We start from the raw sequence: 21,764 nt of genomic DNA, 5'->3' as shown, positions 1-21,764 counted from the left end.
GTCAGCGGTCGGCTTCGTCACTTTCCCGGGGGAATACCACGTGCCGGTCCGTCAGGTCCCTCATCAGGTCCTGGAGCTCGGAGCGGATCCAGTCGCGGGTGGCGACCTCGCCGAGCCCCATGCGCAGCGCGGCGATCTCCCGGGTGAGGTACTCGGTGTCGGCGATCGACCGCTCGTTCTGATTGCGGTCCTGCTCCAGATTGACCCGGTCCCGGTCGTCCTGGCGGTTCTGTGCGAGCAGGATCAGCGGGGCCGCGTACGACGCCTGGAGCGACAGCACCAGGGTCAGGAAGATGAACGGGAAGGGGTCGAAGCGCAGACCGGTGGGCGCCGTGGTGTTCCACATCACCCAGACGGCGATGACCACCGTCATCCAGACGATGAACCGCCCCGTCCCGAGGAACCGTGCGACCCGCTCGGACAGCCGGCCGAACGACTCCGGGTCGTACTCGGGCAGCCAGCGCCGCCGCCGCACGAGCGGCTGGTCCAGGCGGCTCCTGGCCGGTACCGGCTCACTGCCCATCGCGGGCCTCCGGGAGGGTCTCCGGCACGGCGGCCTGGTCGCCCGGGTCGCCGTGCTGGTGGTGGAAGTCCATCTCGCGCCAGTCGTCGGGCAGCAGGTGGTCGAGCACGTCGTCGACGGTGACCACGCCGAGCAGTGAGCCCTGCTCGTCCACGACGGGCGCAGCGACCAGGTTGTAGGCCGCCAGATAGCTGGTCACAGCGGGCAGCGTGGCCTCCGGGGACAGCGGCGGGAGGTCACTGTCCACGATCGCGGCGACCAGGGCGAACGGCGGATCGCGCAGCAGCCGCTGGAAGTGCACCGTGCCCAGGTATTTGCCGGTCGGCGTCTCGTCGGGCGCCCGGCACACGTACACCTGAGCCGCCAGCGCGGGCGACAGGTCCTGCTGCCGTACCCGGGCCAGCGCGTCGGCCACCGTGGCATCCGGACGCAGCACGATCGGTTCGGTGGTCATCAGACCGCCTGCCGTCCGCTCCTCGTACGAGAGCAGCCGCCGCACGTCGGCCGCGTCGTCGGGGCGCATCAGAGTCAGCAGCCGCTCCTTGTCCTCCTCGGGCAGCTCGCTCAGCAGGTCGGCGGCGTCGTCCGGGTCCATCGCCTCCAGTACGTCGGCTGCGCGCTCCTCCTTGAGCTTGCCGAGGATCTCGACCTGATCGTCCTCGGGCAACTCCTCGAGGACGTCGGCGAGCCGGTCGTCGTCGAGCGCGGCTGCCACCTCGGCCCGCCGCTTCGGCGACAGATGGTGCAGCACATTGGCGAGGTCGGCCGGGCGCAGCTGCTCGAAGGTGGCCACCAGGTTCTCGGCGCCCTGCCCCTCCTCCTCCAGCGAGAATCCGGTCACCCCCGACCACTCGACGGTCAGCGTCTCCCCCTTGCGCCGCAGCGCGCCGCCCTTGCCCTTGCGGACGAAGACCTTGTCGATCTCCCAGTCACGGCGGGCCGGCAGCTGCTGCACGGACACATCGAGGACGGTCACCTCCTCACCGGTCCCGACCAGGCTGACCCGCCGGTCGAGCAGCTCGCCGAGCACCAGCCGCTCGGTGGGGCGCTGCTCGAAGCGGCGCACGTTCAGCACACCGGTGGTGATGACCTGGCCCGACTCGATGCCCGTCACCCGGGTCATGGGCAGGAAGATCCGGCGTCGGCTGACCACCTCGACCACCAGGCCGAGCAGCCGGGGCGGCCGGCTGCCGACGCGCAGCATCGCGACCAGATCGCGCACCCGGCCCACCTGGTCGCCGTTGGGGTCGAACACCGCGACGCCGGCGAGGTGCGAGACGAAGATCCGAGGGGCGCCTGCCGCCATCCGCGCGCCTCCTCCGTGTCACCTTTTGCCATGTTCCAAGGGCTTCACGCTAGCCCGTCCTGATCGGTACCGCCCCGGCAGGGCGTCCGGATGGCTGGCTGCTCAAATTCGTAGTCCGCCCGGGTACGCTGCGGTCTGCTGTTGAGGACATACCGCATGAGAGGCAGTGCGCACGTGACTGCATTCCCCCCGGCCGCCCTGGCCCGCAGGGCAGCCCGCGCCGGCGTGCTGTGCGCCGCACTGGCGGTGTCGCTCGTCGCCTGCGGGGACGATCCGGACGCGGGGACGAACGGCGTCGGGAAACTCTCCGCCCCGCAGATCGAGACCCAGGCCCGCACCGCGGTGGACGGGGCCCATGCGGTGCGGGTGTCCGGCACGCTGGTCAGCAAGGGCGGCTCGTACAAGCTGGACATGCAACTCGCGTCGAACGGCGGCACCGGCTCCGTCACCTCGAAGAACAGCACCTTCGAGCTGCTGCGGATCGACGACGCCCTCTATGTGAAGGCCCCTGCGGACTTCTGGCGCCAGGCGGACGGCAAAGGCGGCGCGACGGCCGCCGAAAAACTCGACGACAAGTACGTGAAGGTCCCGAAGGGCGACCCCGCCTACGACCAGTTCCGCGGCTTCACCGACATGACCGCACTGCTGGACGGCCTGCTGGGCCTGCGGGGCTCCCTGGACAAGGGCGACCACACCAAGGTCGGCGGCGTCCGCGCCATCCAGATCACCGGCAGCGCGGGCAGCCGCCTCGACGTCTCGCTCAAGGGCACTCCGTACCCGCTACGGCTGGAACGGGCCGGCGGCGCGGGCGAACTGCAACTCGCCGACTGGAACAAGCACTTCGCGCTCACCGCACCGAGCAAGAACGACACGGTCGACTACGGACACCAGTTGCCCAGGACCTGAGGGTTGAAGGGGGCACATACAGCCGGTGTCGGCAATCAAGCCTGTCCGGCGTGTGAGGACACAGCGGGCCGCGGGCCGCGCTACCCCCGCCGGCCCTTCCGCTTGCGCCCCAGCAGCAACCGGTGCAGCGCCGCCGGCACCTCCCCCCGCGTCGTCGCGGACGTCACCGGTGGGGCGGCCGCCAGCGACCCCGACGGCAGCTCCGGACCGACGGCACACGGAGCCAGCCGGACCACCCGGCACTCCCGCCCCCAGCGGGCGACCATCGCCTCGCCGTCCGGCGCGTTCAGCCGCTTGCCCTTGAGCTCGGCGACGGCTGCCCGCCACTCCTCGGAGTCCGGCGCGAGTTCGGTCACCGCGGCGGTCCAGGACACCAGCCGCCCGCCCTTGTCCTTGCTGCGCACCGTGACGTCGGCCTCGGACCCGTCGGCCAGACCCGGCAGCGGCTGTTCACCGGGCCCGTCACCCACGAGCAGCACGGCGCCCTCGTGCCAGACGTGCCACAGCGCCCGGGTGGGACCGGTGCCCTGCACCCAGATGAGGCCGGACTTCTTGGTGGCCTCCTCGACGAGGGCCTGCTCCCGCAAGGTCGGTGTCATGCACCCAGCTTAGAAGGGTCGCAGTCACGCACGGCGGGGCGGCCGTTTCACAGCCACCCGTTCCGCTTGAGCGTCCGGTGGATGGCGAAGCAGATGACGAGGATGACGCCCATCACGCCTTCGTAGCCGTAGCGCCAGTGGAGCTCGGGCATGTGCTTGAAGTTCATGCCGTACACCCCGCAGATCATCGTCGGCACCGCGATGATCGCGGCCCACGCGGTGATCTTGCGCATGTCCTCGTTCTGCGCGACGGTGGCCTGCGCCAGGTTGGCCTGGAGGATCGAGTTGAGCAGTTCGTCGAAGCCGACGACCTGTTCCTGTACCCGCGCCAGGTGGTCGGCGACATCGCGGAAGTACTTCTGGATGTCGGGGTCGACCAGTCGCATCGGCCGCTCGCTGAGCTGCTGCATCGGCCGCAGCAGCGGTGAGACCGCCCGCTTGAACTCCAGCACCTCGCGCTTCATCTGGTAGATCCGCCCGGCGTCCGTACCGCGCGAACTGCCCTTCTGCGGCTCGGAGAAGACGTCGATCTCGACCTCGTCGATGTCGTCCTGCATCGCGGAGGCGACCGCCAGGTAGCCGTCGACAACCTGGTCGGCGATGGCGTGCAGGACAGCCGACGGGCCCTTGGCGAGCAGGTCGGTGTCCTCCTGCAGTCGGTGCCGCAGCGCGCGCAGCGAGCCCTGGCCGCCGTGCCGCACGGTGATGACGAAGTCCTGCCCGGTGAAGCACATCACCTCGCCGGTCTCCACCACCTCGCTGGTCGCGGTGAGCTCGGCGTGCTCGATGTAGTGGATGGTCTTGAACACGGTGAACAGCGTGCCGTCGTACCGCTCCAGCTTGGGGCGCTGGTGGGCGTGGACCGCGTCCTCGACGGCGAGCGGATGCAGTCCGAACTCGGCCGCGATACCCGAGAACTCCTCCTCGGTGGGCTCGTGCAGCCCGATCCAGGCGAAGCCGCCCGAGTCGCGCACCCGCTGCAGCGCCTCACGGGGCGTCAGGCACTCCTCGGCCCGCTCCCGCACCCCGTCGCGGTACACCGCGCAGTCGACGACGGCGCTGCTGGCCGAGGGGTCGCGGGTGAAGTCGTACTTGTTGTAAGCGGTGCTGCTCTTGCGCAGGGACGGGCGGACCGCTGCACGCAGGTCACGGATCATCGACATGGCGGGCTCCTTCACGGAGAGGCCGTCGGCGAGCGTGGTACTGCCCGGAATGGGGGCGTATGGAGGTATGGGTCTCATACGTCTCATACGTCAGCAAAGCGGGCGGAACCGCAGCATCGCGGTGACGGCGTTCGCTACAGACACGGATCAGGCAAAGCGAGGTGCTCTTCCGGCGTGCGAAATGCCATGAGACTCAGAGGTGTCGAGACTCGGAGGTTTCCCGGTGTGCGGGCCGGGTAAGCAGGTCTCGGGTCACTGAGAGCGCTGTGCGGAAGAGCGGCTTCTACTGCACGGTCGACTCGGATCTCGATCCACTGCAGTCCCACCTCCTCCGGCCGGTCCCCCGTGGGGGACGTTCATGCTGCCCTGACCAGCGGCCCAGACTACCAGTCTGTGGAGTGTCAAGCCCCCACTTTGCCTGTTCGATACGCGCTCTATGCTCGGGCGCATGGGAGATGTTCTTGTTCCGGTCGAGGCCCGACTGCGCTCTGCGCTGGGCGAACCGGACGCTCGCGCGGCTGTGACGTTCCTCGGCACCGACCGGATCGAGGTGCTGCGCTTCATCGACGGCGACATCGCCCGTTACGCCACGCTGGGGATGTCCGCCCACCCGATGGCCGACCCCACCGCCGTGCTCGCCGACCCGCTGCGGGGCCCCCGGGCGGAGCTGGTGCTCTCGGTACGCGCCGGAATCGCCGACACCGACCAGGTGCTCCGCCCGCTCGCCGTGCTCGCTGCCTCGCCGCAGGTCGAGGGCGTGGTGGTGGCGCCGGGGGCCTCGCTCGACGTGGGCGAACCGCTGTGGAGCGGCGCGCCCTTCAGCTCGGTGCTGGTGGCCGAGTCCGGGGGGCTCGTGGAGGACCTGGAGCTCGACGCCCCGCTGGACCCGGTCCGCTTTCTGCCGCTGCTGCCGATGACAGGCAACGAGGCAGCCTGGAAGCGGGTGCACGGCGCCCAGGAACTCGAGGAACGCTGGCTGGCGCAGGGCACAGACCTGCGCGATCCGCTGCGCAGGTCCGTACGGCTTGACTGATTTCCTTGCGGAAGCGGTCAGTTGGCGAAGGCCGACACCCCGTCCTCGGTGGTGTGCACCCCCGGAGCTCCTTCGCCTCGTGGCCCAGCGCCGAGCGCCGTACCAGGACCACGCCCGCGCCGAGCAGTGCGGTGAGGGCCGCGCCCACGAACGGGACGTGGATGTTGGTCCACTGCTCGATGTGCGGGGCGAGGAAGGGGCAGCGCCGGCCGGCGTTACCAGCGCGGCGGCGATCCTGCTGTACGAGTCCGCGCTCGGCCTCGGCATGGCGTGCGGGCCGCTTGTATGAGGCCGCCTAATAATTGCGCGATGCACCTATCGCCTCGGGGGGTACGGATGCGGCCGCAACGGCGGCCTCATGCGGCGCACCGCGCCCCGGACGGGTGATCGTCCTTGACGCGGCGACGGGTGGAGAGGACCGTTGAGGGTTATGAGGGGCGAACCCAGTTGCCCGAAGTGCGGTGGCCGGGTCAGGGCGCCCGGTCTCTTCGCCGACTCCTGGCAGTGCGACGTGCATGGAGTGGTCCATCCGTTGCAGCCGGTGGTCCCGCCCAGCGTCGAGGCTCTCGGTGTCGTCGTGCACCGGGCGCAGGTCCCGGTGTGGATGCCGTGGCCGTTGCCACTGGGCTGGTTGTTCACCGGGGTGGCCTGCGCCGGCGACGACCGCAGCGGCGGACGCGCCACCACGGTGGCCTGCTCCGGCCCGGGCCCGCTCGGCGGGATGGGCGAGCTGCTGCTGGTCGCCGAGGAGCTCGGCGTCGGCCTCGGCGCGCGGTACGCGGGCATCGAGGGCCCCGACCCGGGCCCGTACATCGACGTCGAGAAGCCCCCGCAGGCCAAGGTTCACGCCGCGGGCCGTCCGACCCCGCTCTGGAACGTCTCGGCCCCCGGCGACCGGGCCGTCTTCGCGGGCGAGGCCTGCGGGCTCTGGCTGTGGGCGATCCTCTGGCCCGAGCAGTCGGGACTGCTGATGTACGACGAGCTGGTGCTGACCGATCTGCGGGAGGCCGGGGCCGAGGTCGACCTGCTGCCCTGCGGTGCGCTGTCGCCGCGCATCCTGGGCTGATCCGCCGACCGGCCAGGACATGCCCGTGCGGCGGTTACCCTTGAGCGTCCCCCTGAAGTCCCTCAGCTCCGGAGTCCCGCGTCGTGCGCATCGATCTGCACACCCACTCCCGGGCTTCTGACGGCACGGACACCCCGGCTGAACTGGTACGGAACGCGGCCGCCGCCGGACTCGACGTCGTCGCGCTGACCGACCACGACTCCACCCGCGGCCATGCCGAGGCGATCGCCGCGCTGCCCGCCGGAGTGACCCTGGTCACCGGCGCGGAACTCTCCTGCCGCCTCGACGGCATCGGCCTGCACATGCTGGCCTACCTCTTCGACCCTGACGAACCGGAGTTCCTGCGCGAGCGTGAGCTGGTGCGGGACGACCGGGTGCCGCGGGCGCGGACCATGGTCCGCAAGCTGCAGGAGCTCGGTGTGCCGATTACCTGGGACCGGGTGTCGCGCATCGCGGGCGAAGCCTCGCTCGGCCGCCCGCACATCGCCACCGCCCTGGTCGAACTCGGTGTCGTCGAGAAGGTGTCCGACGCCTTCACCGCCGACTGGCTGGCCGATGGCGGACGCGCGTACGCGGAGAAGCACGAACTCGACCCCTTCACCGCGATCCGGCTGGTCAAGCAGGCCGGCGGGGTCACCGTCTTCGCGCATCCGCAAGCCGTCAAGCGCGGCCGGGTGGTGCCCGAGTCCGTCATCGCGGACCTCGCGGCGGCCGGACTCGACGGGGTCGAGGTCGACCACATGGACCACGACGAGCCGACGCGCACGGCGCTGCGCGGGCTGGCCGCCGACCTGGGGCTGCTGACCACCGGCTCCAGCGACTACCACGGCAGCCGCAAGTTCGTGGAGCTCGGCGCCTGCACCACCAGCCCCGAGGTCTACGGCGAGATCACCCGCCGGGCGACCGGTGCGTTCCCGGTGCCGGGCGCCGGCGGACACCCCGCGTAAGCCGGGCCTTCGAGCCTCAGCTCTTCACGTCCTCAGCTCTTCACGTTTCTTCACGCAAGCAAGGCCCTCACTGTGTTCGACGTTGCCGTTTTCGGATCCCTCTTTGTCACACTTTTTGTGATCATGGACCCACCGGGGATCACCCCGATCTTCCTCGCCCTCACCGCGGGCCGTCCCGCCAAGGTCCAGCGCCGGATGGCGTGGCAGGCCGTGGCGGTGGCCTTCGGGGTGATCGCCGTCTTCGGCGTCCTGGGGCAGCAGATCCTCGACTACCTGCACGTGTCCGTACCCGCGTTGATGATCGCCGGCGGCCTGCTGCTGCTTCTCATCGCGCTCGACCTGCTCACCGGCAAGACCGACGAGCCGACCCAGACCAAGGACGTCAACGTCGCACTGGTCCCGCTGGGCATGCCGCTGCTCGCCGGGCCCGGCGCGATCGTCTCGGTGATCCTCGCGGTGCAGCACGCGCACACAGCTGCCGAGCAGGCCTCGGTGTGGGTGGCGATCCTGGCGATGCATGTCGTCCTCTGGATGACCATGCGCTACTCGTTGCTGATCATCCGGGTGATCAAGGACGGCGGGGTGGTCCTGGTGACGCGGCTGGCCGGCATGATGCTGTCGGCCATCGCGGTCCAGCAGATCATCAACGGCATCACCCAGGTCATCAGGGGCAGCTGACCGCGGCCCGCACGCACGGCGCCCCCGTGCGGTGCTTGCTGCACGGGGGCGCTTCGTCTTCGTCTCGGGCGTCGTACGGTGTTACGACGCCGCGGCTTCGGCCGGGCGGATGTAGATGCGCTGGCCGATTGAGGCAGCCTGCTGCACGATCCGGTTGACGGAGGCGGCGTCTACGACGGTGCTGTCCACAGCGGAGCCATCGACATCGTCGAGTCGCATGATTTCGAAGCGCAAGGCTTCTCCCTTCGTCTGATCCTCCTGCTAGGAGAACTACTGATCACAAGTGGTTTGCGTGGTGAAAGTGCGGCACGCTCCGTAGGTCTCAACGCCTTGTCCTGAGCAAACATTCCCTACGCTAAAGAAAATTTTCGAGTGCCTAACGATGTCTTCGATGACGCGCCTTCCTACGTGCCGGCTACTGGCGGGTAGCGCGACGGCTTGTGCTCGCTGCGTGACGCCACAGAGAATGAGGCCCGTATGAACGACGATCCCGATATCGGCGCGCACCTGCAGCGCGCCAATGAGCTCCTGCAGCGCGTGCTCTCCGAGGTGTCGAAGACACCGTCCACCCACGCGATCTTTGTCGGCGCCGGATATGTGTACGCTGCGGCCGGCCTGCTGGTCACCGGCAACGAGGACCGCAGATCCTTCGACCTGGATGCCGAAGGCCTGATCGAAGCCTTCATCGACCGGGCCCGGACGATCTTCGCGGACAGCCGCCTGCTGCGTGTGTACTGGTACGACGGAGCCCGGCGCCGTATCCACACCCCGGAACAGCAGTCCATCGCCGAACTGCCGGACGTCAAGGTGCGCCTCGGCAATCTCAACGCCAACAACCAGCAGAAGGGCGTCGACTCGCTGATCCGCAGCGATCTCGAGTCACTCGCCAGGCACCGCGCGATCAGTGACGCGGCCCTGGTCGGGGGCGACGAGGACCTGGTGTCGGCGGTCGAGGCCGCGCAGGGTTACGGCGCACGGGTCCACCTCTGGGGCATCGAGGCGGAGGAGGGGCGCAACCAGGCCGAGCCACTCCTCTGGGAGGTCGACAGCCAGCGGACCTTCGATCTCGACTTCTGGAAGCCCTACGTCGTACGGCGTCCGGTCACCGTGTACGAGGACGGCACACCGCCGCCGTCCCGCGAGGACGTCCGCTTCATCGGCGCACAGATCGCGGCCACCTGGCTCTCCGAACGCGGCCGCCAGACGCTGTCCGAGCTGCTGCCCGGCCGCCCCTATCTGCCGGGCCCGGTGGACCAGGACCTGCTGGTCGAGGCGGAGAGACTGCTCCAGCGGTCACTGCGCGGACACGGTGACCTGCGCCGGGCGCTGCGGGACGGCTTCTGGAACCACCTGCAGTCACAGTACTGACGCATCCTGCGCTGACGCCTCCGTGCTGGCGTCTCCCCGGGCCGATCTGCCTCCGTGCTGATGCCGCTCAGGACTGGGCGTCCCAGAAGGCCGCCAACGCCTCAGCCGTCCGCACCGGGCGGTCCGTGTTGGGTGAGTGTTCGGCCCCCTCGATGACGGTGCGTCGTGCCCCGAGCCGTACGGCCATCGCGTCGAGCTGCGGCACCGGCCAGGCGTCGTCGCGTTCCCCGGACACCACGTGCTTGGGCAGGGGAAGGGCGGCCAGCTCGTCCACCCGGTCCGGCTCGACCGTCAGCTGCCGCCCGGTCGCCAGCAGCTGGGCCGGGTTGTGCTTCAGCCAGCGTGTGCGCAGCGCGTCCTCGTCCGGGGCGCGCCGGTCGTCCTCGGTCAGGCCGTCTGCCTCCTCGGCGTCCTGCGGCGCGTCCATCGCCCGCATCGCCTCCCACACCTGCCCCATGTCCATCACGGCCAGCGCATCGCTCAGCAGCTGCACCTTCCGGCACTGGGCCTCGGTGACCCTGGCCGGCCCCGACGACATCAGTGTCAGCGAACGGAACGGGCCGGGGTCGAGCAGTACGGCGGCCCGGGCGAGCTGGCCGCCGAGCGAATGCCCCAGCAGGTGCACCGGCCCGCCCAGAGCGGCGGTCTGCGCCAGTACGTCGTGAGCCAGTTCCTTCTGCGCGTAGGCCTCCTGACGGTCCGGCCCGGTGGACTCGTACTGGCCGCGCCCGTCGACGGCGATGACGCGGTAACCGGCGGCGGCCAGCGGTGGGAGCATCGCGATGAAGTCCTCCTTGCTGCCGGTGAACCCGGGCAGCAGCAGGGCGGTGCCCTTGAGCGGGGCGGCGGGGGGCGCCTCCAGCACGGCGAAGTTTCCGCGCGCGGTGGCCAGGGCGTGGGCGCGGGTGCCGGGCGGGGGCGTGAAGGTGGGCGGCCTGCTCATGTCATGAGGCTAGCCGTGCGGCACGCCTCCGCACCCCCGGGCCCCGGGCCGGACCCCGGACATGCCGGTGGCCCGGGCCCCCTGGGAGGAGGGCCCGGGCCACCGAGGGCCGGCAATCAGTCCTGCGACTGAGTCTTCGGCGCACGCGTCCGCCGCCGCCGCGGCTTCGCCTCGACCGCCTCGGCCGCGTCCGCGGGCGCAACGGCGGGGGCCTCGGCAGCGACCGCCACCTTCTTCGCCCGGGTACGGGTCCGCTTCGGCTTCACCGCGGCCTCGGCCTCCGCCGAAGGGGCCACCGCGGCCGGGGCCCCGGAGTCCTGGGTGCCCCCGTCCTGGGTCGCCGGGGCCTGGGTTTCGGAGGCCTGGGTGCCCGCGTCAGCGGCGCTCGCGCGGGTCCGGCGGCGGCGCCGCGGTGCACGCGGCTCGTCGCTCTGCTCGGCGGCCGGCCCGGCGGCCGGTGCGGCCTGCTCGGTCACGGCCTCGGCGGCCGCGCCGGTCTCCGCCAGCGGCGCACCGCCCCGGGTGCGCCGCCGCTGACGGGGCGCACGCGGCGGGCGCTCCTCCTTGGCAGGCGCGGGTACCGAGCCCCGGCGGCCACGGCCCCCGGTCTCGCCCAAATCCTCGACCGCTTCCGCGCCGAGCCCCGCACGGGTCCGCTCGGTGCGCGGCAGGACGCCCTTGGTGCCGACCGGGATGGAGAGCAGCTCGTAGAGGTGTTCCGAGGTGGAGTAGGTCTCCTCGGGATCGTCGAACGGCAGGTCGAGCGCCTTGTTGATCAGCTTCCAGCGCGGGATGTCGTCCCAGTCGACCAGGGTGATGGCGGTACCCGACTTGCCCGCTCGGCCGGTGCGGCCGATGCGGTGCAGGTAGGTCTTCTCGTCCTCGGGGGACTGGTAGTTGATGACATGGGTCACATCGTCGACGTCGATACCGCGGGCCGCGACGTCGGTGCAGACCAGAACGTCGACCTTGCCGTTGCGGAAGGCGCGCAGCGCCTGCTCGCGGGCGCCCTGGCCGAGGTCGCCGTGGACCGCGCCGGAGGCGAAGCCGCGGGTGGCGAGCTGCTCGGCGATGTCCGCGGCGGTCCGTTTGGTGCGACAGAAGATCATCGCCAGGCCGCGCCCGTCCGCCTGGAGGATGCGGGAGACGAGCTCCGGCTTGTCCATGGAGTGTGCGCGGAAGATGTGCTGGGTGATGTTCGCGACCGTCTGGCCCTCGCCGTCGGGCGAGGTGGCACGGATGTGCGTGGGCTGCGACATGTAACGCCGGGCCAGCCCGATGACGGCGCCGGGCATGGTCGCGGAGAACAGCATGGTCTGGCGTTTGGCCGGCAGCATGCTCATGATGCGCTCGACGTCGGGGAGGAAGCCCAGGTCGAGCATCTCGTCGGCCTCGTCGAGGACGAGCGCGCGGATGTGACCGAGGTTGAGCTTCTTCTGGCCCGCCAGGTCGAGCAGCCTGCCCGGGGTGCCGACGATGATGTCGACGCCCTTCTTGAGGGCCTCGACCTGCGGTTCGTACGCCCGGCCGCCGTAAATGGCGAGTACCCGGACGTTACGGACCTTGCCCGCGGTCTGCAGGTCGTTGGTGACCTGCTGGCAGAGTTCGCGGGTGGGTACGACGACGAGTGCCTGCGGGGCGTCGGTCAGCTTCTCGGGCTTGGCCCGGCCGGCCTCGATGTCCGCGGGGACGGTGACGCGCTCCAGCAGCGGAAGGCCGAAGCCGAGCGTCTTGCCGGTGCCGGTCTTGGCCTGGCCGATGACGTCGGACCCGGCGAGCGCGACGGGGAGCGTCATCTCCTGGATGGGAAAGGGGGACGTGATGCCGACAGCCTCAAGGGCTTCGGCGGTCTCGGTAAGAATGCCGAGGTCTCGGAACGTAGTCAGGGTGCTGCCTCTTCTGTGAGAAGCGGACCGAGGCGAACAAGGGGGTCGTACCGTGCCGACTAGCGCGGGACCACTGCCTTCGCTCAAGCGCTCGTGCCGCTGAGGGGGCCCCTCACATCGCATGGTGAGGGCGGTCGGGTGGAGCCGATCGGGCCACCGACCGGGCATCCTCATACGGATGGCATGCCAAAGAATTCGACAAGCGCATTACCACTGTACCCCCAAATTGCGCAGGCGTGTCGGGTGAATTGATAAGGAGACCGAGGCCACAGTGGACGGCCGGCCCCTTACCGACCACGTCGGCCCGGCTATTGTGCGGTCATGGAGACGCCTGACATCGCCAACGCACCCACCGGAATCGCCGCCCAGGACTGGGCAACGGCATCGGCCGACCCGAGGTACCACGCCGCAGTGGTGGACCTGCTCGGCGCGCTGGCCTACGGCGAGCTGGCGGCCTTCGAGCGGCTCGCGGAGGACGCGAAGCTCGCGCCGACACTCGGTGACAAGGCGGCCCTGGCCAGGATGGCTTCGGCCGAGTTCTCCCACTTCGAGCAGTTGTCGGACCGGCTCGCCGCGATCGACGTGGAGCCGACGGCCTCCATGGAGCCGTTCGCTCAGGCGCTGGACGACTTCCACCGCCAGACCGCGCCGTCGGACTGGCTGGAGGGCCTGGTCAAGGCGTATGTCGGCGACTCGATCGCGAGCGACTTCTACCGCGAGGTCGCGGCCCGGCTGGACACCGACACCCGCGAGCTGGTCCTTGCGGTGCTCGACGACACCGGCCACGGAAACTTCGCCGTGGAGAAGGTGCGGGCCGCCATCGAGGCAGACCCCCGAGTGGGCGGGCGCCTCGCGCTGTGGGCCCGGCGGCTGATGGGTGAGGCGCTGAGCCAGGCGCAGCGGGTGGTGGCCGACCGGGACGCACTCTCCACGATGCTGGTGGGCGGCGTCTCCGACGGCTTCGACCTGGCCGAGGTCGGGCGGATGTTCTCGCGGATCACCGAGGCGCACACCAAGCGGATGGCTGCGCTGGGGCTGGCGGCGTAGGACGGGGCCAGGACCGTCGACGGCGTCCGGCGTCGGCGGTGCTGGCGTCGGGGTGTGGCCGACGCGATTCCGTCAGACGGTGGCTGACCGCTGGATTCCGCGCAACGGCCGCAGCAGCAGCGAGAGGGACACCGCGCTCACCACCACCGCCCCCGCGAGAGTGCCGAGCGCGTGGCCGGGGTCCAGGGCCGAATGGGTGATCACGGCGCCGAAGAGCGCCCCCGTCGGCCCGGTGCCGAGCACCACCCGCCGGGACGGCAGTCGGGCGGCCAGTTTGTACGCTGCCGCCCAGGCCAGGGCGAGGCCGAGCATTATGGCACCAAGGGCTTCCCAGAGCATGTCTTCCCTCCCGCGAGCCAGGGCGAATCGGTGGCAGCCGGGTCCTACCCGATGCCTGTGAGACGCAATCCTTCCCCGGCGGCGGAACCGCTCGTACGGGAACGGCCCGGCGGTCGTGTTGACCGCCGGGCCGTTCCCGTCGTACTGATCATTCGTCCAGCTGGTATTGCCCACGGGCTTCCGACGTGCGGACCCCGGCCACCGGCCCCTACAGGGCGCCGAAGCCGACCCGGCGGGTCGCCGGTTCGCCGAGCTCCACGTAGGCGATGCGGTCGGCCGGAACCAGGACCTTGCGGCCCTTGTCGTCCGTGAGGCTGAGCAGCTGCACCTTGCCGGCCAGCGCGTCGGCTACCGCGCTCTCGACCTCCTCGGCGGACTGCCCGCTCTCCAGAACGATCTCCCGGGGTGCGTGCTGCACGCCGATCTTGACCTCCACGGCTATGTCCCTCCGACGGTCGTGCGGGTGCGCGGTCAGCCGCGCGGTACCCACCCCACCCTAGCCGGGCGTGGAGGCCGGAATGACGTCAGCGCTGCTCGCCCGCAGCGAACAAGATCCTTCGGCGCCGGCCGGTCCCCTCAGTGCTGATCGGTGCCGTGCAGCGGGAAGCCGGCGATCCCGCGCCAGGCCAGCGAGGTGAGGAGCTGTACCGCAGTGTCCCGGGGGATCCCGGAATCGCTGGACAACCAGTACCGGGCGACCACCTGGGAAACCCCGCCCAGGCCCACGGCTAGCAGCATCGACTCGTCCTTGGAGAGCCCGGTGTCACCGGCGATGACATCGGAGATCGCCTCGGCGCACTGGAGAGAGACCCGTTCCACCCGCTCGCGGACGGCGGGCTCGTTGGTCAGGTCGGATTCGAAGACCAGTCGGAACGCGCCACCCTCCTCCTGGACGTAGGCGAAGTAGGCGTCCATCGTCGCGGCCACCCGCAACTTGTTGTCCGTCGTCGACGCCAGCGCGGTGCGGACCGCCTCGAGCAGCGCCTCGCAGTGCTGGTCGAGAAGGGCGAGATAGAGGTCCAGCTTGCCGGGGAAGTGCTGGTAGAGCACCGGTTTGCTGACACCGGCCCGCTCGGCGATGTCGTCCATCGCCGCAGCGTGGTACCCCTGCGCCACAAAGACTTCCTGGGCGGCCCCCAGCAACTGGTTTCGCCGCGCGCGGCGCGGCAGCCGTGTCCCCCGCGGGCGCGCTGCCTCGGTCTGCTCGATGGCTGTCACGCCGCCTCCCAATGATTGAACAAGCCCAGTGGAACAAGCACACGCTGGTGCGTCGCTGCCCGCCATCGTACTTTTGGGTAACCCGGCTGTGTGGGGTCCGGACCGAGAATTTCACGGGTCGGACACCTGAGGAAGAGCGGTCAGCGGTAGTCGTCCTCGTCGAGAGGGACCACGCGCGTCTGTTCGCTGGCGTCCGCTTCATTGGCGGAAGCGGGATCGATGCCGGTCAGCGGGTCGTCCTCCTGGGGGGTGAGCTCCGCGCGCTGCTCCGCGCTGTCGGCCGGATCGGCTTCCCTGGAACCGGTCGGCTCGGTCGCTTCGTCCGTCTCGGTGGGTTCGATCGGTTCTCCGGGTTCGGTCGGCATGATGGCGTCCCTTCTCCCTCTCCTTACGAGGGTAGAAGCCTGTCCGCTGCGGCGCCACGCAGTCTGTGACGGCGAACACACGCTCGCCGGTGTGATCATCTCGTAACATCGCCCTATGTCTTCGACCGAGCTGCCGGGAATCGCGGCCGCCACCGCGGCCCCCAGAGCGAGTGCCGTACGGATCGCGGAGGGCGAGGACCTCCGGACCGTGACGTTGCCCGGGCTCACGCTGACGGTGCGCTCCCGGCCGCCCGCGCGCGCGGGGCTGCCCCCGGCGCTCCTGGTGCACGGGCTCGGTGGTTCCTCGCAGAACTGGTCGGCGCTGCTGCCGTTGATCGACGATCTGGTGGATGGCGAGGCACTCGATCTGCCCGGTTTCGGGGACTCCCCGCCGCCGGACGACGGCAACTACTCGGTCACCGGGCACGCTCGCGCGGTGATCCGCTACCTCGACGCGAGCGACCGCGGCCCCGTCCACCTCCTGGGCAACTCCCTGGGGGGCGCGGTCTCCACCCGGATCGCGGCGCTGCGGCCGGACCTGGTCCGCACCCTGACGCTGGTCTCGCCGGCCCTTCCCGAACTGCGGGTGCAGCGTTCGGCGGCACCCACCGGTCTGCTCGCGGTGCCCGGTGTCACGGCTCTCTACTCCCGGCTCACCAAGGACTGGACGCCCGAGATGCGCACCCGCGGGATGCTGGGGCTCTGTTACGGGGATCCCTCGCGGGTCAGCGACGAGGGCCTGCGCAACGCGGTCGCCGAGATGGAGCGACGGCTCGAACTGCCGTACTTCTGGGACGCGATGACGCGTTCCGCGCGTGGCATCGTCAACTCCTACACACTGGGCGGGCAGCACGGTCTGTGGCGCCAGGCGCGGCGGGTGCTGGCCCCTACGCTGCTGGTGTACGGAGGACGGGACCAGCTCGTCGGTTACCGGATGGCGCGCAAGGCGGCGACCGCGTTCCGGGGGGCGCGGCTGCTGACGCTGCCCGACGCAGGGCATGTGGCCATGATGGAATACCCCGAGGCGGTCGCCAGGGCCTTCCGGGAGTTGCTCGACGACTACGACAGCAGTAGGAGCTGATCCGGGGAGTGGGACGTCACAGCCGCCGGGGCGACGCGCCCCGGAGTGCCGAGGACACCGTCGGCGCGACCGGTGCCGGTGCGCCGCCGGCCGAAGCGGGCAGCGGACGGCGCAGGAGATCTTCCGAACGGCCGGGGCAGGTGCGCGGCGGACATCCCGAGCAGCCCGAGTGGGACAGGCCGGGCCCCGAGCGGTACGGCGTGCAGCACGGCCCGCGGATACCGGGACCGCGCCGGGAGTTCGTCGAGGCGTTCGAAGCCCCCGCCTTCGAAGCACCGGCGTCCGAGGCGTCATCGGCGGGCGGGCCCGTGCCGCGATCCGGGGAGGCCGGGCCGGTACTGACCGTGCCGAAGCCGGACCCGGCGCGTCGGCAGGAACCTGCCGGCCGGCCGATCGGGTCGCCCGGCGGTCCGGACGATCCCCAGGACTCCGAGAGCGGCGAGGGCGGCAAGGGCGGTAAGGGCCGCACCTTCACCGGGATCGCTGCCGCAGCCGTGATCACCGTGCTGGCGATCGTGGTGGCCGGGCAGGTCGCCGACGGCGGCGCGGGCCGCGACGATGCGCGGGCGTCGGGCGCGTTGAAGCGGGGGAGCGGCGCGGGCCCCGCCTCGCGCGGCGACGCCAGAACGGCGCCGGGCAAAGCATCCGCAGCACCGGCGACCTACGAGCAGAAGATGGCCAAGCTCTATCCGCTCGACCCGAAACTCGCCGCATCCGGTGCATTCGCCGTGGTACCGGGATCGGACAAGGCGCCCGGCAAGGGGCACAAGTACACCTACCGGGTGGATATCGAGAAGGGCATGGCGCTGGACGGCGCGCTTTTCGCGGAGGCGGTGCAGAAGACCCTCAACGACAAGCGGAGTTGGGCCCACAACGGCGACATGACCTTTGCCCGCATTTCCACCGGGCACCCCGATTTCGTGATGACTCTGGCGAGTCCGGTCACCACCGCGAAATGGTGCGCCAAGTCCGGCCTCGACACCCTCGACGAGAATGTGTCCTGCGATTCCGCCGCGACCGACCGGGTGATGATCAACGCCTACCGCTGGGCCCGGGGATCCAGCACCTTCGGTGACGCCAAGATCTTCGCGTACCGGCAGATGCTGATCAATCACGAGACGGGGCACCGGCTCGGGCACAACCATGTGACCTGCCGCACTCCGGGCGCGCTCGCCCCGGTCATGCAGCAGCAGACCAAGTCGCTGGACATCGGCGGAATCAAGTGCAGGGCGAACCCCTGGGTGTATCCCACAGCTTGAGACGGCCATCTCGGAATTCGCCGTATCCGCTTTGACATCGGACTTTACTTCGTTCATATTTCTCGGCATGTCGTACTGCCCTGTCGCCTCCGCACACACCGCCATAGAGCTGGTGCTGTTCGGCGTGACCGAGCACTGCGTCGCCGACATTCTCTGTCGCTGACGCCGTCTGCCCCGGCGCGCGCCGGCCTCTGTCCTGCCGCGCCCGGGCGTAACTCACCCGCAGGTGCGGCATGTTGTTTTCCCGGTCCTTCTCTCCGGTGTCCTGCCTGCGCGGATTCACCTTCCTCCTTTCCGCGTTACACCGAGAGGTCCGATTCCCCCATGCGTCATCTGTCCCCGCGCACAGCGTCCGTGGCGGCCGCGAGTCTGGTCCTGGCCATGGGCGCTGCCGCCTGCGCCGGGCCCAAGGACAGCGGCGGCGCCACGCCGCGCGCCGCAGGCAAGCCCCACAAGGGCGGCACCCTCAGCATCCTCAACAGCCAGCCCCAGACGGACTTCGACCCCGCCCGCCTGTACACATCGGGTGGCGGCAACGTCCCCTCGCTGGTCTTCCGTACGCTCACCACCCGCCACCGGGCGAACGGCGCCGCGGGAGCGAAGGTCGTCCCCGACCTCGCGACCGACCTGGGCAAGCCGAACAAGGACGCCACGGTCTGGACGTACACCCTCAAGGAGGGGCTGAAGTACGAGGACGGCACGCCCATCACCTCGGCCGACATCAAGTACGGCATCGAACGGTCCTTCGCCGCCGAGCTCTCCGGCGGCGCGCCCTACCTGCGCGACTGGCTGATAGGCGGGGACCGGTACCAGGGCCCCTACAAGGACAAGAAGGGCCTCGCTTCGATCGAGACGCCCGACGCGAAGACCATCGTCTTCCATCTGAACAAGCCCGAGGGTGAATTCCCCTACCTGGCGACGCAGACCCAGACGACCCCGGTACCCGAGGCCGAGGACACCGGCACCAAGTACGAGGAACACCCGCTCTCCTCGGGCCCCTACAAGGTCGTCAAGAACGAGAACGACGGCGAGCGGATCACGCTGGCGCGCAACCCCTACTGGTCGGCCAGGACCGACCCGGAGCGCAAGGCGTATCCGGACCGGATCGACGTACGCTCCGGTCTCGACTCCTCCGTCATCAACCAGCGGCTGGCCTCCTCGCAGGGCGCCGACACGGCCGCCGTGACCACCGACACCAACCTCGGCCCGGCCGAACTGGCGAAGGTCACCGGCGACAAGAAGCTCGCCGCGCGGGTCGGTACCGGGCACTTCGGCTACACCAACTACATCGCCTTCAACCCGAAGGTGAAGCCGTTCGACAACCCCAAGGTGCGCCAGGCGATCTCCTACGCGGTGGACCGCTCCTCGGTGGTCAACGCGGCCGGCGGTTCCGCGCTCGCCGAGCCCGCCACCACCTTCCTGCCGAACCAGAAGTCCTTCGGCTACACGCCGTACGACCACTTCCCGGCCGGGAAGACGGGGGACCCCGCCAAGGCCAGGCAACTGCTGAAGGAGGCCGGTTACCCGAAGGGGCTGACCGTCACTCTGACGCACTCCAACGCCAGGGACTTCGAGACCAGCCCGGAGATCGCCACCGCGCTCCAGGACGCCCTGAAGACGGCCGGAATCACCGTCAAGCTCAAGGGCCTCGAGGACAACGACTACAAGGACAAGACCAAGAGCGTCGCGACCGAGCCGGGCTTCTTCCTCGCTCACTGGGGTGCCGACTGGCCGTCCGGCGGTCCCTTCCTCGCTCCGATCTTCGACGGCCGCCAGATCGTCAAGGACGGCGCCAACTTCAACACCGGTTTCCTGAACGACCCCTCGGTCAACCAGGAGATCGACGCGATCAACAAGCTGACCGATCTGAACGCCGCCGCACAGCGCTGGGGCGCGCTCGACAAGAAGATCGGTGCGCAGGCGCTGACCGTGCCGCTGTTCCACCCGGTCTACAAGCGGCTCTACGGCGCGGACATCAAGAATGTCGTGATCAGCGACTGGACCGGGGTGCTCGACGTCTCCCAGGTGGCGGTCAAGTAACCATGTCCGAAGCCTTGTTGGCCCAAGAGGCGGGGGCGGTCACGGCCGTGCCCGCCTCCGCGGGCCGTCAGTTCTGGCGGCGGCTGCGCGGACAGCGCGCCGCCGTCGTCGCGGCGTGCGTCGTCGCCCTGCTCGTCCTGATCGCACTCGGCGCGCCGCTGCTCACCGCGCTGGAGGGCCAGGACCCCAACGCCTACCACCCCGGCCTCATCGACTCCGCCCGCGGCGGCGTCCCGGTCGGCCGGTTCGGCGGGATGAGCGCCCACCACTGGCTGGGCCTCGAGCCGCAGACCGGCCGTGACCTCTTCGCCCGGCTGGTGTACGGGGCACGGGTCTCCCTCTCCGTCGCGTTCGCCGCGACACTCGTACAGGTGGCGCTCGGCGTCGCCTTCGGGGTGGCCGCCGCGCTCGGCAACAAACTCGTCGACAACGTGCTGAGCCGGATCACCGACGTGGTGGTCGCCCTGCCGCTGATGATCCTTTCGCTGGCGCTGATGGCGATCGTGCCGGACACCTTCCCGCGGCCGGTGCTCGTCGCGCTGGTCATCGGCCTGATCGCCTGGGGCGGTACCGCGAAGATCGTGCGCGCCCAGACCCTGAGCCTGAAGTCGCTCGACCATGTGGCGGCTGCTCGGCTCAGTGGCTGGGGCACCTGGAGCATCGCCCGGCGCGAGCTGCTGCCGGCGCTGGCCGCACCCGTCATCACCTATGCCGCACTGCTCTTCCCGGCCAACATCTCCACCGAGGCGGCGCTGTCCTTCCTCGGCGTCGGCGTGAAGCCGCCCACCCCGTCCTGGGGGCAGATGCTCACCGCGGCGGACGTCTGGTACCAAGCTGCGCCGCAGTACCTGCTGCTGCCGGCCGGGGCGCTGTTCGTCACGGTGCTCGCGCTGACCGTGCTGGGCGACGGGGTACGGACCGCGCTCGACCCGCGGGCCGCGTCCCGGCTGCGGATCGGCACCGGACGCAAGCGGGAGAAGAGGGCCGCGGCATGACCGGATTCCTGCTGCGCCGCCTCGTCGGCGCTGCCATCACCCTGCTCGCCATCTCGGTGATCATCTACGCGGTGTTCTACGTGGCGCCGGGCAACGTCGCGCAGATCACCTGCGGGCCGCGCTGCTCGCCGTTCCAGGTCAAGCAGGTCAGCGACCAACTGCAGCTCGGCGACCCCGTGTATGTGCAGTACTGGCACTTCCTGCAGGGCATCTTCGTGGGCCGCGACTTCTCCACCGGTACCTCGGTGGAGCACTGCGCCGCGCCCTGCCTCGGCCAGTCGTACCGAACCGACCAGCAGGTCACCGACCTGATCGTCGGCAAGCTGCCGGTGACCGCGTCGCTCGCGCTCGGCGCGATGGTGATGTGGCTGATCCTCGGGGTGGGCACCGGCGTGCTGTCCGCCTGGCGGCGCGGCCGGCCCACCGAGCGGGTGCTCACCGGCCTCACCCTGGCCGGCAACGCCACCCCCGTCTTCGTCATCGGCCTGGTGCTGATGATCGTGGTCTGCGGAACGCTGGGCTGGCTGCCCTACCCCCAGTACGTGCCGTTCTCCGACGATCCGCAGCAGTGGGCCTGGAACCTGCTGCTGCCCTGGCTGTCCCTCGCCCTGATCGAATCGGCCAAGTACGCCCGGCTGACCCGGGCCTCGATGCTGGAGACGCTCGCCGACGACCACGTGCGGACCTTCCGCGCGTACGGCGTGAGCGAGCGCGCCATCATCGGACGGCACGCGCTGCGCGGGGCGATCGCCCCGGTCATCGCGCTCAACGCCAACGACTTCGGGTCGATGTTCGGCGGGGCGGTACTCACCGAGTCGCTGTTCGGGCTTCCCGGGCTCGGCCGTGAACTCGTCCACGCGGTGACCGTCGTGGACCTGCCGGTGGTGGTGGGCATGGTGCTGGTCACCGGTTTCTTCGTGGTGCTCGCCAATGCCGTCGCGGACGTGCTGTACGCGGTGGCCGACCGACGGGTGGTCCTGTCATGAGTCCGGTGGTTCTGTC

Annotated in this window: 24 protein-coding genes and 2 pseudogenes; 14 read left to right on the top strand and 12 right to left on the bottom strand. The window is 70.2% G+C overall.

Annotation, left to right across the window (positions count from 1 at the left end; translation table 11 throughout):
- Window position 1 precedes the first annotated feature (1 nt).
- Window positions 2-523 (bottom strand): DUF1003 domain-containing protein, encoded by a 522-nt coding sequence (locus AB0M87_RS03380; protein WP_365849675.1) that lies wholly within the window; start codon window positions 521-523, stop codon window positions 2-4.
- Window positions 513-1,829: a CBS domain-containing protein gene (locus AB0M87_RS03375; RefSeq protein WP_365849673.1), complete on the bottom strand. Its 1,317-nt coding sequence runs from the start codon at window positions 1,827-1,829 to the stop codon at window positions 513-515. Before AB0M87_RS03375 ends, AB0M87_RS03380 begins: the two co-directional genes overlap by 11 nt.
- A 174-nt stretch (window positions 1,830-2,003) precedes the next feature.
- Here AB0M87_RS03375 and AB0M87_RS03370 point away from each other — a divergent pair, with 174 nt between their 5' ends.
- Window positions 2,004-2,735, top strand: coding sequence for a hypothetical protein (locus AB0M87_RS03370; RefSeq protein WP_365849672.1), 732 nt, complete (start codon window positions 2,004-2,006; stop codon window positions 2,733-2,735).
- Between the two features lie 80 nt (window positions 2,736-2,815).
- Here the strand turns inward: AB0M87_RS03370 and AB0M87_RS03365 are convergent, their stop codons facing one another.
- Window positions 2,816-3,334, bottom strand: coding sequence for a hypothetical protein (locus AB0M87_RS03365; RefSeq protein WP_365849671.1), 519 nt, complete (start codon window positions 3,332-3,334; stop codon window positions 2,816-2,818).
- Between the two features lie 47 nt (window positions 3,335-3,381).
- On the bottom strand, window positions 3,382-4,497 hold the full coding sequence (locus tag AB0M87_RS03360) for a magnesium and cobalt transport protein CorA (protein ID WP_365849669.1): 1,116 nt from the start codon (window positions 4,495-4,497) through the stop codon (window positions 3,382-3,384).
- A gap of 448 nt (window positions 4,498-4,945) precedes the next feature.
- Between AB0M87_RS03360 and AB0M87_RS03355 the strand changes: the two genes are divergently transcribed.
- Window positions 4,946-5,530: a suppressor of fused domain protein gene (locus AB0M87_RS03355; RefSeq protein ID WP_365849668.1), complete on the top strand. Its 585-nt coding sequence runs from the start codon at window positions 4,946-4,948 to the stop codon at window positions 5,528-5,530.
- Window positions 5,531-5,547: 17 nt separating this feature from the next.
- Here the strand turns inward: AB0M87_RS03355 and AB0M87_RS03350 are convergent.
- Window positions 5,548-5,729, bottom strand: a pseudogene (locus AB0M87_RS03350) (MFS transporter); the annotation flags it as partial.
- Here AB0M87_RS03350 and AB0M87_RS03345 point away from each other — a divergent pair.
- The 4 genes from AB0M87_RS03345 to AB0M87_RS03330 all read left to right on the top strand — a co-directional run bounded on the left by AB0M87_RS03345 (window position 5,688) and on the right by AB0M87_RS03330 (window position 8,221).
- Window positions 5,688-5,819: a hypothetical protein gene (locus tag AB0M87_RS03345; protein WP_365849667.1), complete on the top strand. Its 132-nt coding sequence runs from the start codon at window positions 5,688-5,690 to the stop codon at window positions 5,817-5,819. The pseudogene AB0M87_RS03350 and the gene AB0M87_RS03345 sit on opposite strands and share 42 nt — an antisense overlap.
- Before the next feature lie 141 nt (window positions 5,820-5,960).
- A complete protein-coding gene (locus AB0M87_RS03340; RefSeq protein ID WP_365849666.1) occupies window positions 5,961-6,596 on the top strand; it encodes a DUF6758 family protein in 636 nt (211 codons plus the stop codon).
- Between the two features lie 83 nt (window positions 6,597-6,679).
- Window positions 6,680-7,543 (top strand): PHP domain-containing protein, encoded by an 864-nt coding sequence (locus tag AB0M87_RS03335; RefSeq protein WP_365849664.1) that lies wholly within the window; start codon window positions 6,680-6,682, stop codon window positions 7,541-7,543.
- Window positions 7,544-7,615: 72 nt separating this feature from the next.
- The gene (locus AB0M87_RS03330) at window positions 7,616-8,221 is read left to right on the top strand and encodes a MarC family protein (protein ID WP_365849662.1); all 606 of its coding nucleotides are present in this window, start codon (window positions 7,616-7,618) and stop codon (window positions 8,219-8,221) included.
- A gap of 81 nt (window positions 8,222-8,302) precedes the next feature.
- On the opposite strand, the gene AB0M87_RS03325 is transcribed toward AB0M87_RS03330, so the two are convergent.
- Window positions 8,303-8,455 (bottom strand): hypothetical protein, encoded by a 153-nt coding sequence (locus tag AB0M87_RS03325; RefSeq protein ID WP_365849660.1) that lies wholly within the window; start codon window positions 8,453-8,455, stop codon window positions 8,303-8,305.
- 243 nt (window positions 8,456-8,698) lie between these two features.
- Between AB0M87_RS03325 and AB0M87_RS03320 the strand changes: the two genes are divergently transcribed.
- A complete protein-coding gene (locus AB0M87_RS03320) occupies window positions 8,699-9,589 on the top strand; it encodes an NYN domain-containing protein (protein WP_365849659.1) in 891 nt (296 codons plus the stop codon).
- Between the two features lie 67 nt (window positions 9,590-9,656).
- Here AB0M87_RS03320 and AB0M87_RS03315 read toward each other — a convergent pair whose 3' ends face one another.
- Entirely contained in the window at window positions 9,657-10,532 is an 876-nt protein-coding gene (locus AB0M87_RS03315; RefSeq protein ID WP_365849657.1) for an alpha/beta hydrolase, read from the bottom strand.
- A gap of 134 nt (window positions 10,533-10,666) precedes the next feature.
- Window positions 10,667-12,439 (bottom strand): annotated as a pseudogene (locus AB0M87_RS03310) (DEAD/DEAH box helicase); the annotation flags it as partial.
- Between the two features lie 300 nt (window positions 12,440-12,739).
- Between AB0M87_RS03310 and AB0M87_RS03305 the strand changes: the two are divergent.
- On the top strand, window positions 12,740-13,465 hold the full coding sequence (locus AB0M87_RS03305; RefSeq protein WP_365849655.1) for a ferritin-like fold-containing protein: 726 nt from the start codon (window positions 12,740-12,742) through the stop codon (window positions 13,463-13,465).
- Between the two features lie 72 nt (window positions 13,466-13,537).
- Here the strand turns inward: AB0M87_RS03305 and AB0M87_RS03300 are convergent, their stop codons facing one another.
- The 4 genes from AB0M87_RS03300 to AB0M87_RS03285 form a co-directional block, all read right to left on the bottom strand.
- A complete protein-coding gene (locus AB0M87_RS03300; protein WP_365849654.1) occupies window positions 13,538-13,804 on the bottom strand; it encodes a hypothetical protein in 267 nt (88 codons plus the stop codon).
- A 208-nt stretch (window positions 13,805-14,012) separates the two neighbouring features.
- Window positions 14,013-14,240, bottom strand: coding sequence for a DUF3107 domain-containing protein (locus tag AB0M87_RS03295; protein WP_365849653.1), 228 nt, complete (start codon window positions 14,238-14,240; stop codon window positions 14,013-14,015).
- A gap of 140 nt (window positions 14,241-14,380) precedes the next feature.
- Window positions 14,381-15,022, bottom strand: a complete 642-nt coding sequence (locus AB0M87_RS03290; protein WP_365849652.1) for a TetR/AcrR family transcriptional regulator — start codon at window positions 15,020-15,022, stop codon at window positions 14,381-14,383.
- Between the two features lie 140 nt (window positions 15,023-15,162).
- Complete coding sequence (locus tag AB0M87_RS03285; protein ID WP_365849651.1) at window positions 15,163-15,387, bottom strand: hypothetical protein; 225 nt, start codon at window positions 15,385-15,387, stop codon at window positions 15,163-15,165.
- A gap of 115 nt (window positions 15,388-15,502) precedes the next feature.
- On the opposite strand from AB0M87_RS03285, the gene AB0M87_RS03280 reads away from it, so the two are divergent.
- The 6 genes from AB0M87_RS03280 to AB0M87_RS03255 all read left to right on the top strand — a co-directional run bounded on the left by AB0M87_RS03280 (window position 15,503) and on the right by AB0M87_RS03255 (window position 21,748).
- On the top strand, window positions 15,503-16,468 hold the full coding sequence (locus tag AB0M87_RS03280) for an alpha/beta hydrolase (RefSeq protein ID WP_365849650.1): 966 nt from the start codon (window positions 15,503-15,505) through the stop codon (window positions 16,466-16,468).
- An 8-nt stretch (window positions 16,469-16,476) separates the two neighbouring features.
- Window positions 16,477-17,727 carry a DUF3152 domain-containing protein gene (locus AB0M87_RS03275; protein WP_365849649.1) on the top strand — a complete coding sequence of 417 codons (1,251 nt, stop codon included), beginning with the start codon at window positions 16,477-16,479 and terminating at the stop codon, window positions 17,725-17,727.
- A gap of 67 nt (window positions 17,728-17,794) precedes the next feature.
- On the top strand, window positions 17,795-17,890 hold the full coding sequence (locus AB0M87_RS03270; RefSeq protein WP_365849647.1) for an Ms4533A family Cys-rich leader peptide: 96 nt from the start codon (window positions 17,795-17,797) through the stop codon (window positions 17,888-17,890).
- Window positions 17,891-18,051: 161 nt separating this feature from the next.
- Window positions 18,052-19,767 carry an ABC transporter substrate-binding protein gene (locus AB0M87_RS03265; RefSeq protein WP_365849646.1) on the top strand — a complete coding sequence of 572 codons (1,716 nt, stop codon included), beginning with the start codon at window positions 18,052-18,054 and terminating at the stop codon, window positions 19,765-19,767.
- 2 nt (window positions 19,768-19,769) lie between these two features.
- Entirely contained in the window at window positions 19,770-20,762 is a 993-nt protein-coding gene (locus AB0M87_RS03260) for an ABC transporter permease (RefSeq protein ID WP_365849644.1), read from the top strand.
- Window positions 20,759-21,748 carry an ABC transporter permease gene (locus AB0M87_RS03255; RefSeq protein ID WP_365849643.1) on the top strand — a complete coding sequence of 330 codons (990 nt, stop codon included), beginning with the start codon at window positions 20,759-20,761 and terminating at the stop codon, window positions 21,746-21,748. The genes AB0M87_RS03260 and AB0M87_RS03255 overlap by 4 nt, the downstream gene beginning before the upstream one ends.
- The last annotated feature ends 16 nt before the right edge of the window (window positions 21,749-21,764 follow it).

This window comes from Streptomyces sp. NPDC051320 (assembly GCF_040682175.1).
Taxonomy (GTDB): Bacteria; Actinomycetota; Actinomycetes; order Streptomycetales; family Streptomycetaceae; genus Streptomyces.
Note: the sequence above shows the minus strand (reverse complement) of the source record. Positions and strands in the feature narration are given on the sequence as shown.

What these genes read in the sequence shown, in the direction of transcription:
- AB0M87_RS03380 (WP_365849675.1), bottom strand. Translation starts at nt 523, where the DNA reads ATGGGCAGTGAGCCGGTACCGGCCAGGAGCCGCCTGGACCAGCCGCTC.
- AB0M87_RS03375 (WP_365849673.1), bottom strand. Translation starts at nt 1,829, where the DNA reads ATGGCGGCAGGCGCCCCTCGGATCTTCGTCTCGCACCTCGCCGGCGTC.
- AB0M87_RS03365 (WP_365849671.1), bottom strand. Translation starts at nt 3,334, where the DNA reads ATGACACCGACCTTGCGGGAGCAGGCCCTCGTCGAGGAGGCCACCAAG.
- AB0M87_RS03360 (WP_365849669.1), bottom strand. Translation starts at nt 4,497, where the DNA reads ATGTCGATGATCCGTGACCTGCGTGCAGCGGTCCGCCCGTCCCTGCGC.
- AB0M87_RS03355 (WP_365849668.1), top strand. Translation starts at nt 4,946, where the DNA reads ATGGGAGATGTTCTTGTTCCGGTCGAGGCCCGACTGCGCTCTGCGCTG.
- AB0M87_RS03340 (WP_365849666.1), top strand. Translation starts at nt 5,961, where the DNA reads ATGAGGGGCGAACCCAGTTGCCCGAAGTGCGGTGGCCGGGTCAGGGCG.
- AB0M87_RS03320 (WP_365849659.1), top strand. Translation starts at nt 8,699, where the DNA reads ATGAACGACGATCCCGATATCGGCGCGCACCTGCAGCGCGCCAATGAG.
- AB0M87_RS03315 (WP_365849657.1), bottom strand. Translation starts at nt 10,532, where the DNA reads ATGAGCAGGCCGCCCACCTTCACGCCCCCGCCCGGCACCCGCGCCCAC.
- AB0M87_RS03305 (WP_365849655.1), top strand. Translation starts at nt 12,740, where the DNA reads ATGGAGACGCCTGACATCGCCAACGCACCCACCGGAATCGCCGCCCAG.
- AB0M87_RS03300 (WP_365849654.1), bottom strand. Translation starts at nt 13,804, where the DNA reads ATGCTCTGGGAAGCCCTTGGTGCCATAATGCTCGGCCTCGCCCTGGCC.
- AB0M87_RS03285 (WP_365849651.1), bottom strand. Translation starts at nt 15,387, where the DNA reads ATGCCGACCGAACCCGGAGAACCGATCGAACCCACCGAGACGGACGAA.
- AB0M87_RS03280 (WP_365849650.1), top strand. Translation starts at nt 15,503, where the DNA reads ATGTCTTCGACCGAGCTGCCGGGAATCGCGGCCGCCACCGCGGCCCCC.
- AB0M87_RS03270 (WP_365849647.1), top strand. Translation starts at nt 17,795, where the DNA reads ATGTCGTACTGCCCTGTCGCCTCCGCACACACCGCCATAGAGCTGGTG.
- AB0M87_RS03265 (WP_365849646.1), top strand. Translation starts at nt 18,052, where the DNA reads ATGCGTCATCTGTCCCCGCGCACAGCGTCCGTGGCGGCCGCGAGTCTG.
- AB0M87_RS03260 (WP_365849644.1), top strand. Translation starts at nt 19,770, where the DNA reads ATGTCCGAAGCCTTGTTGGCCCAAGAGGCGGGGGCGGTCACGGCCGTG.
- AB0M87_RS03255 (WP_365849643.1), top strand. Translation starts at nt 20,759, where the DNA reads ATGACCGGATTCCTGCTGCGCCGCCTCGTCGGCGCTGCCATCACCCTG.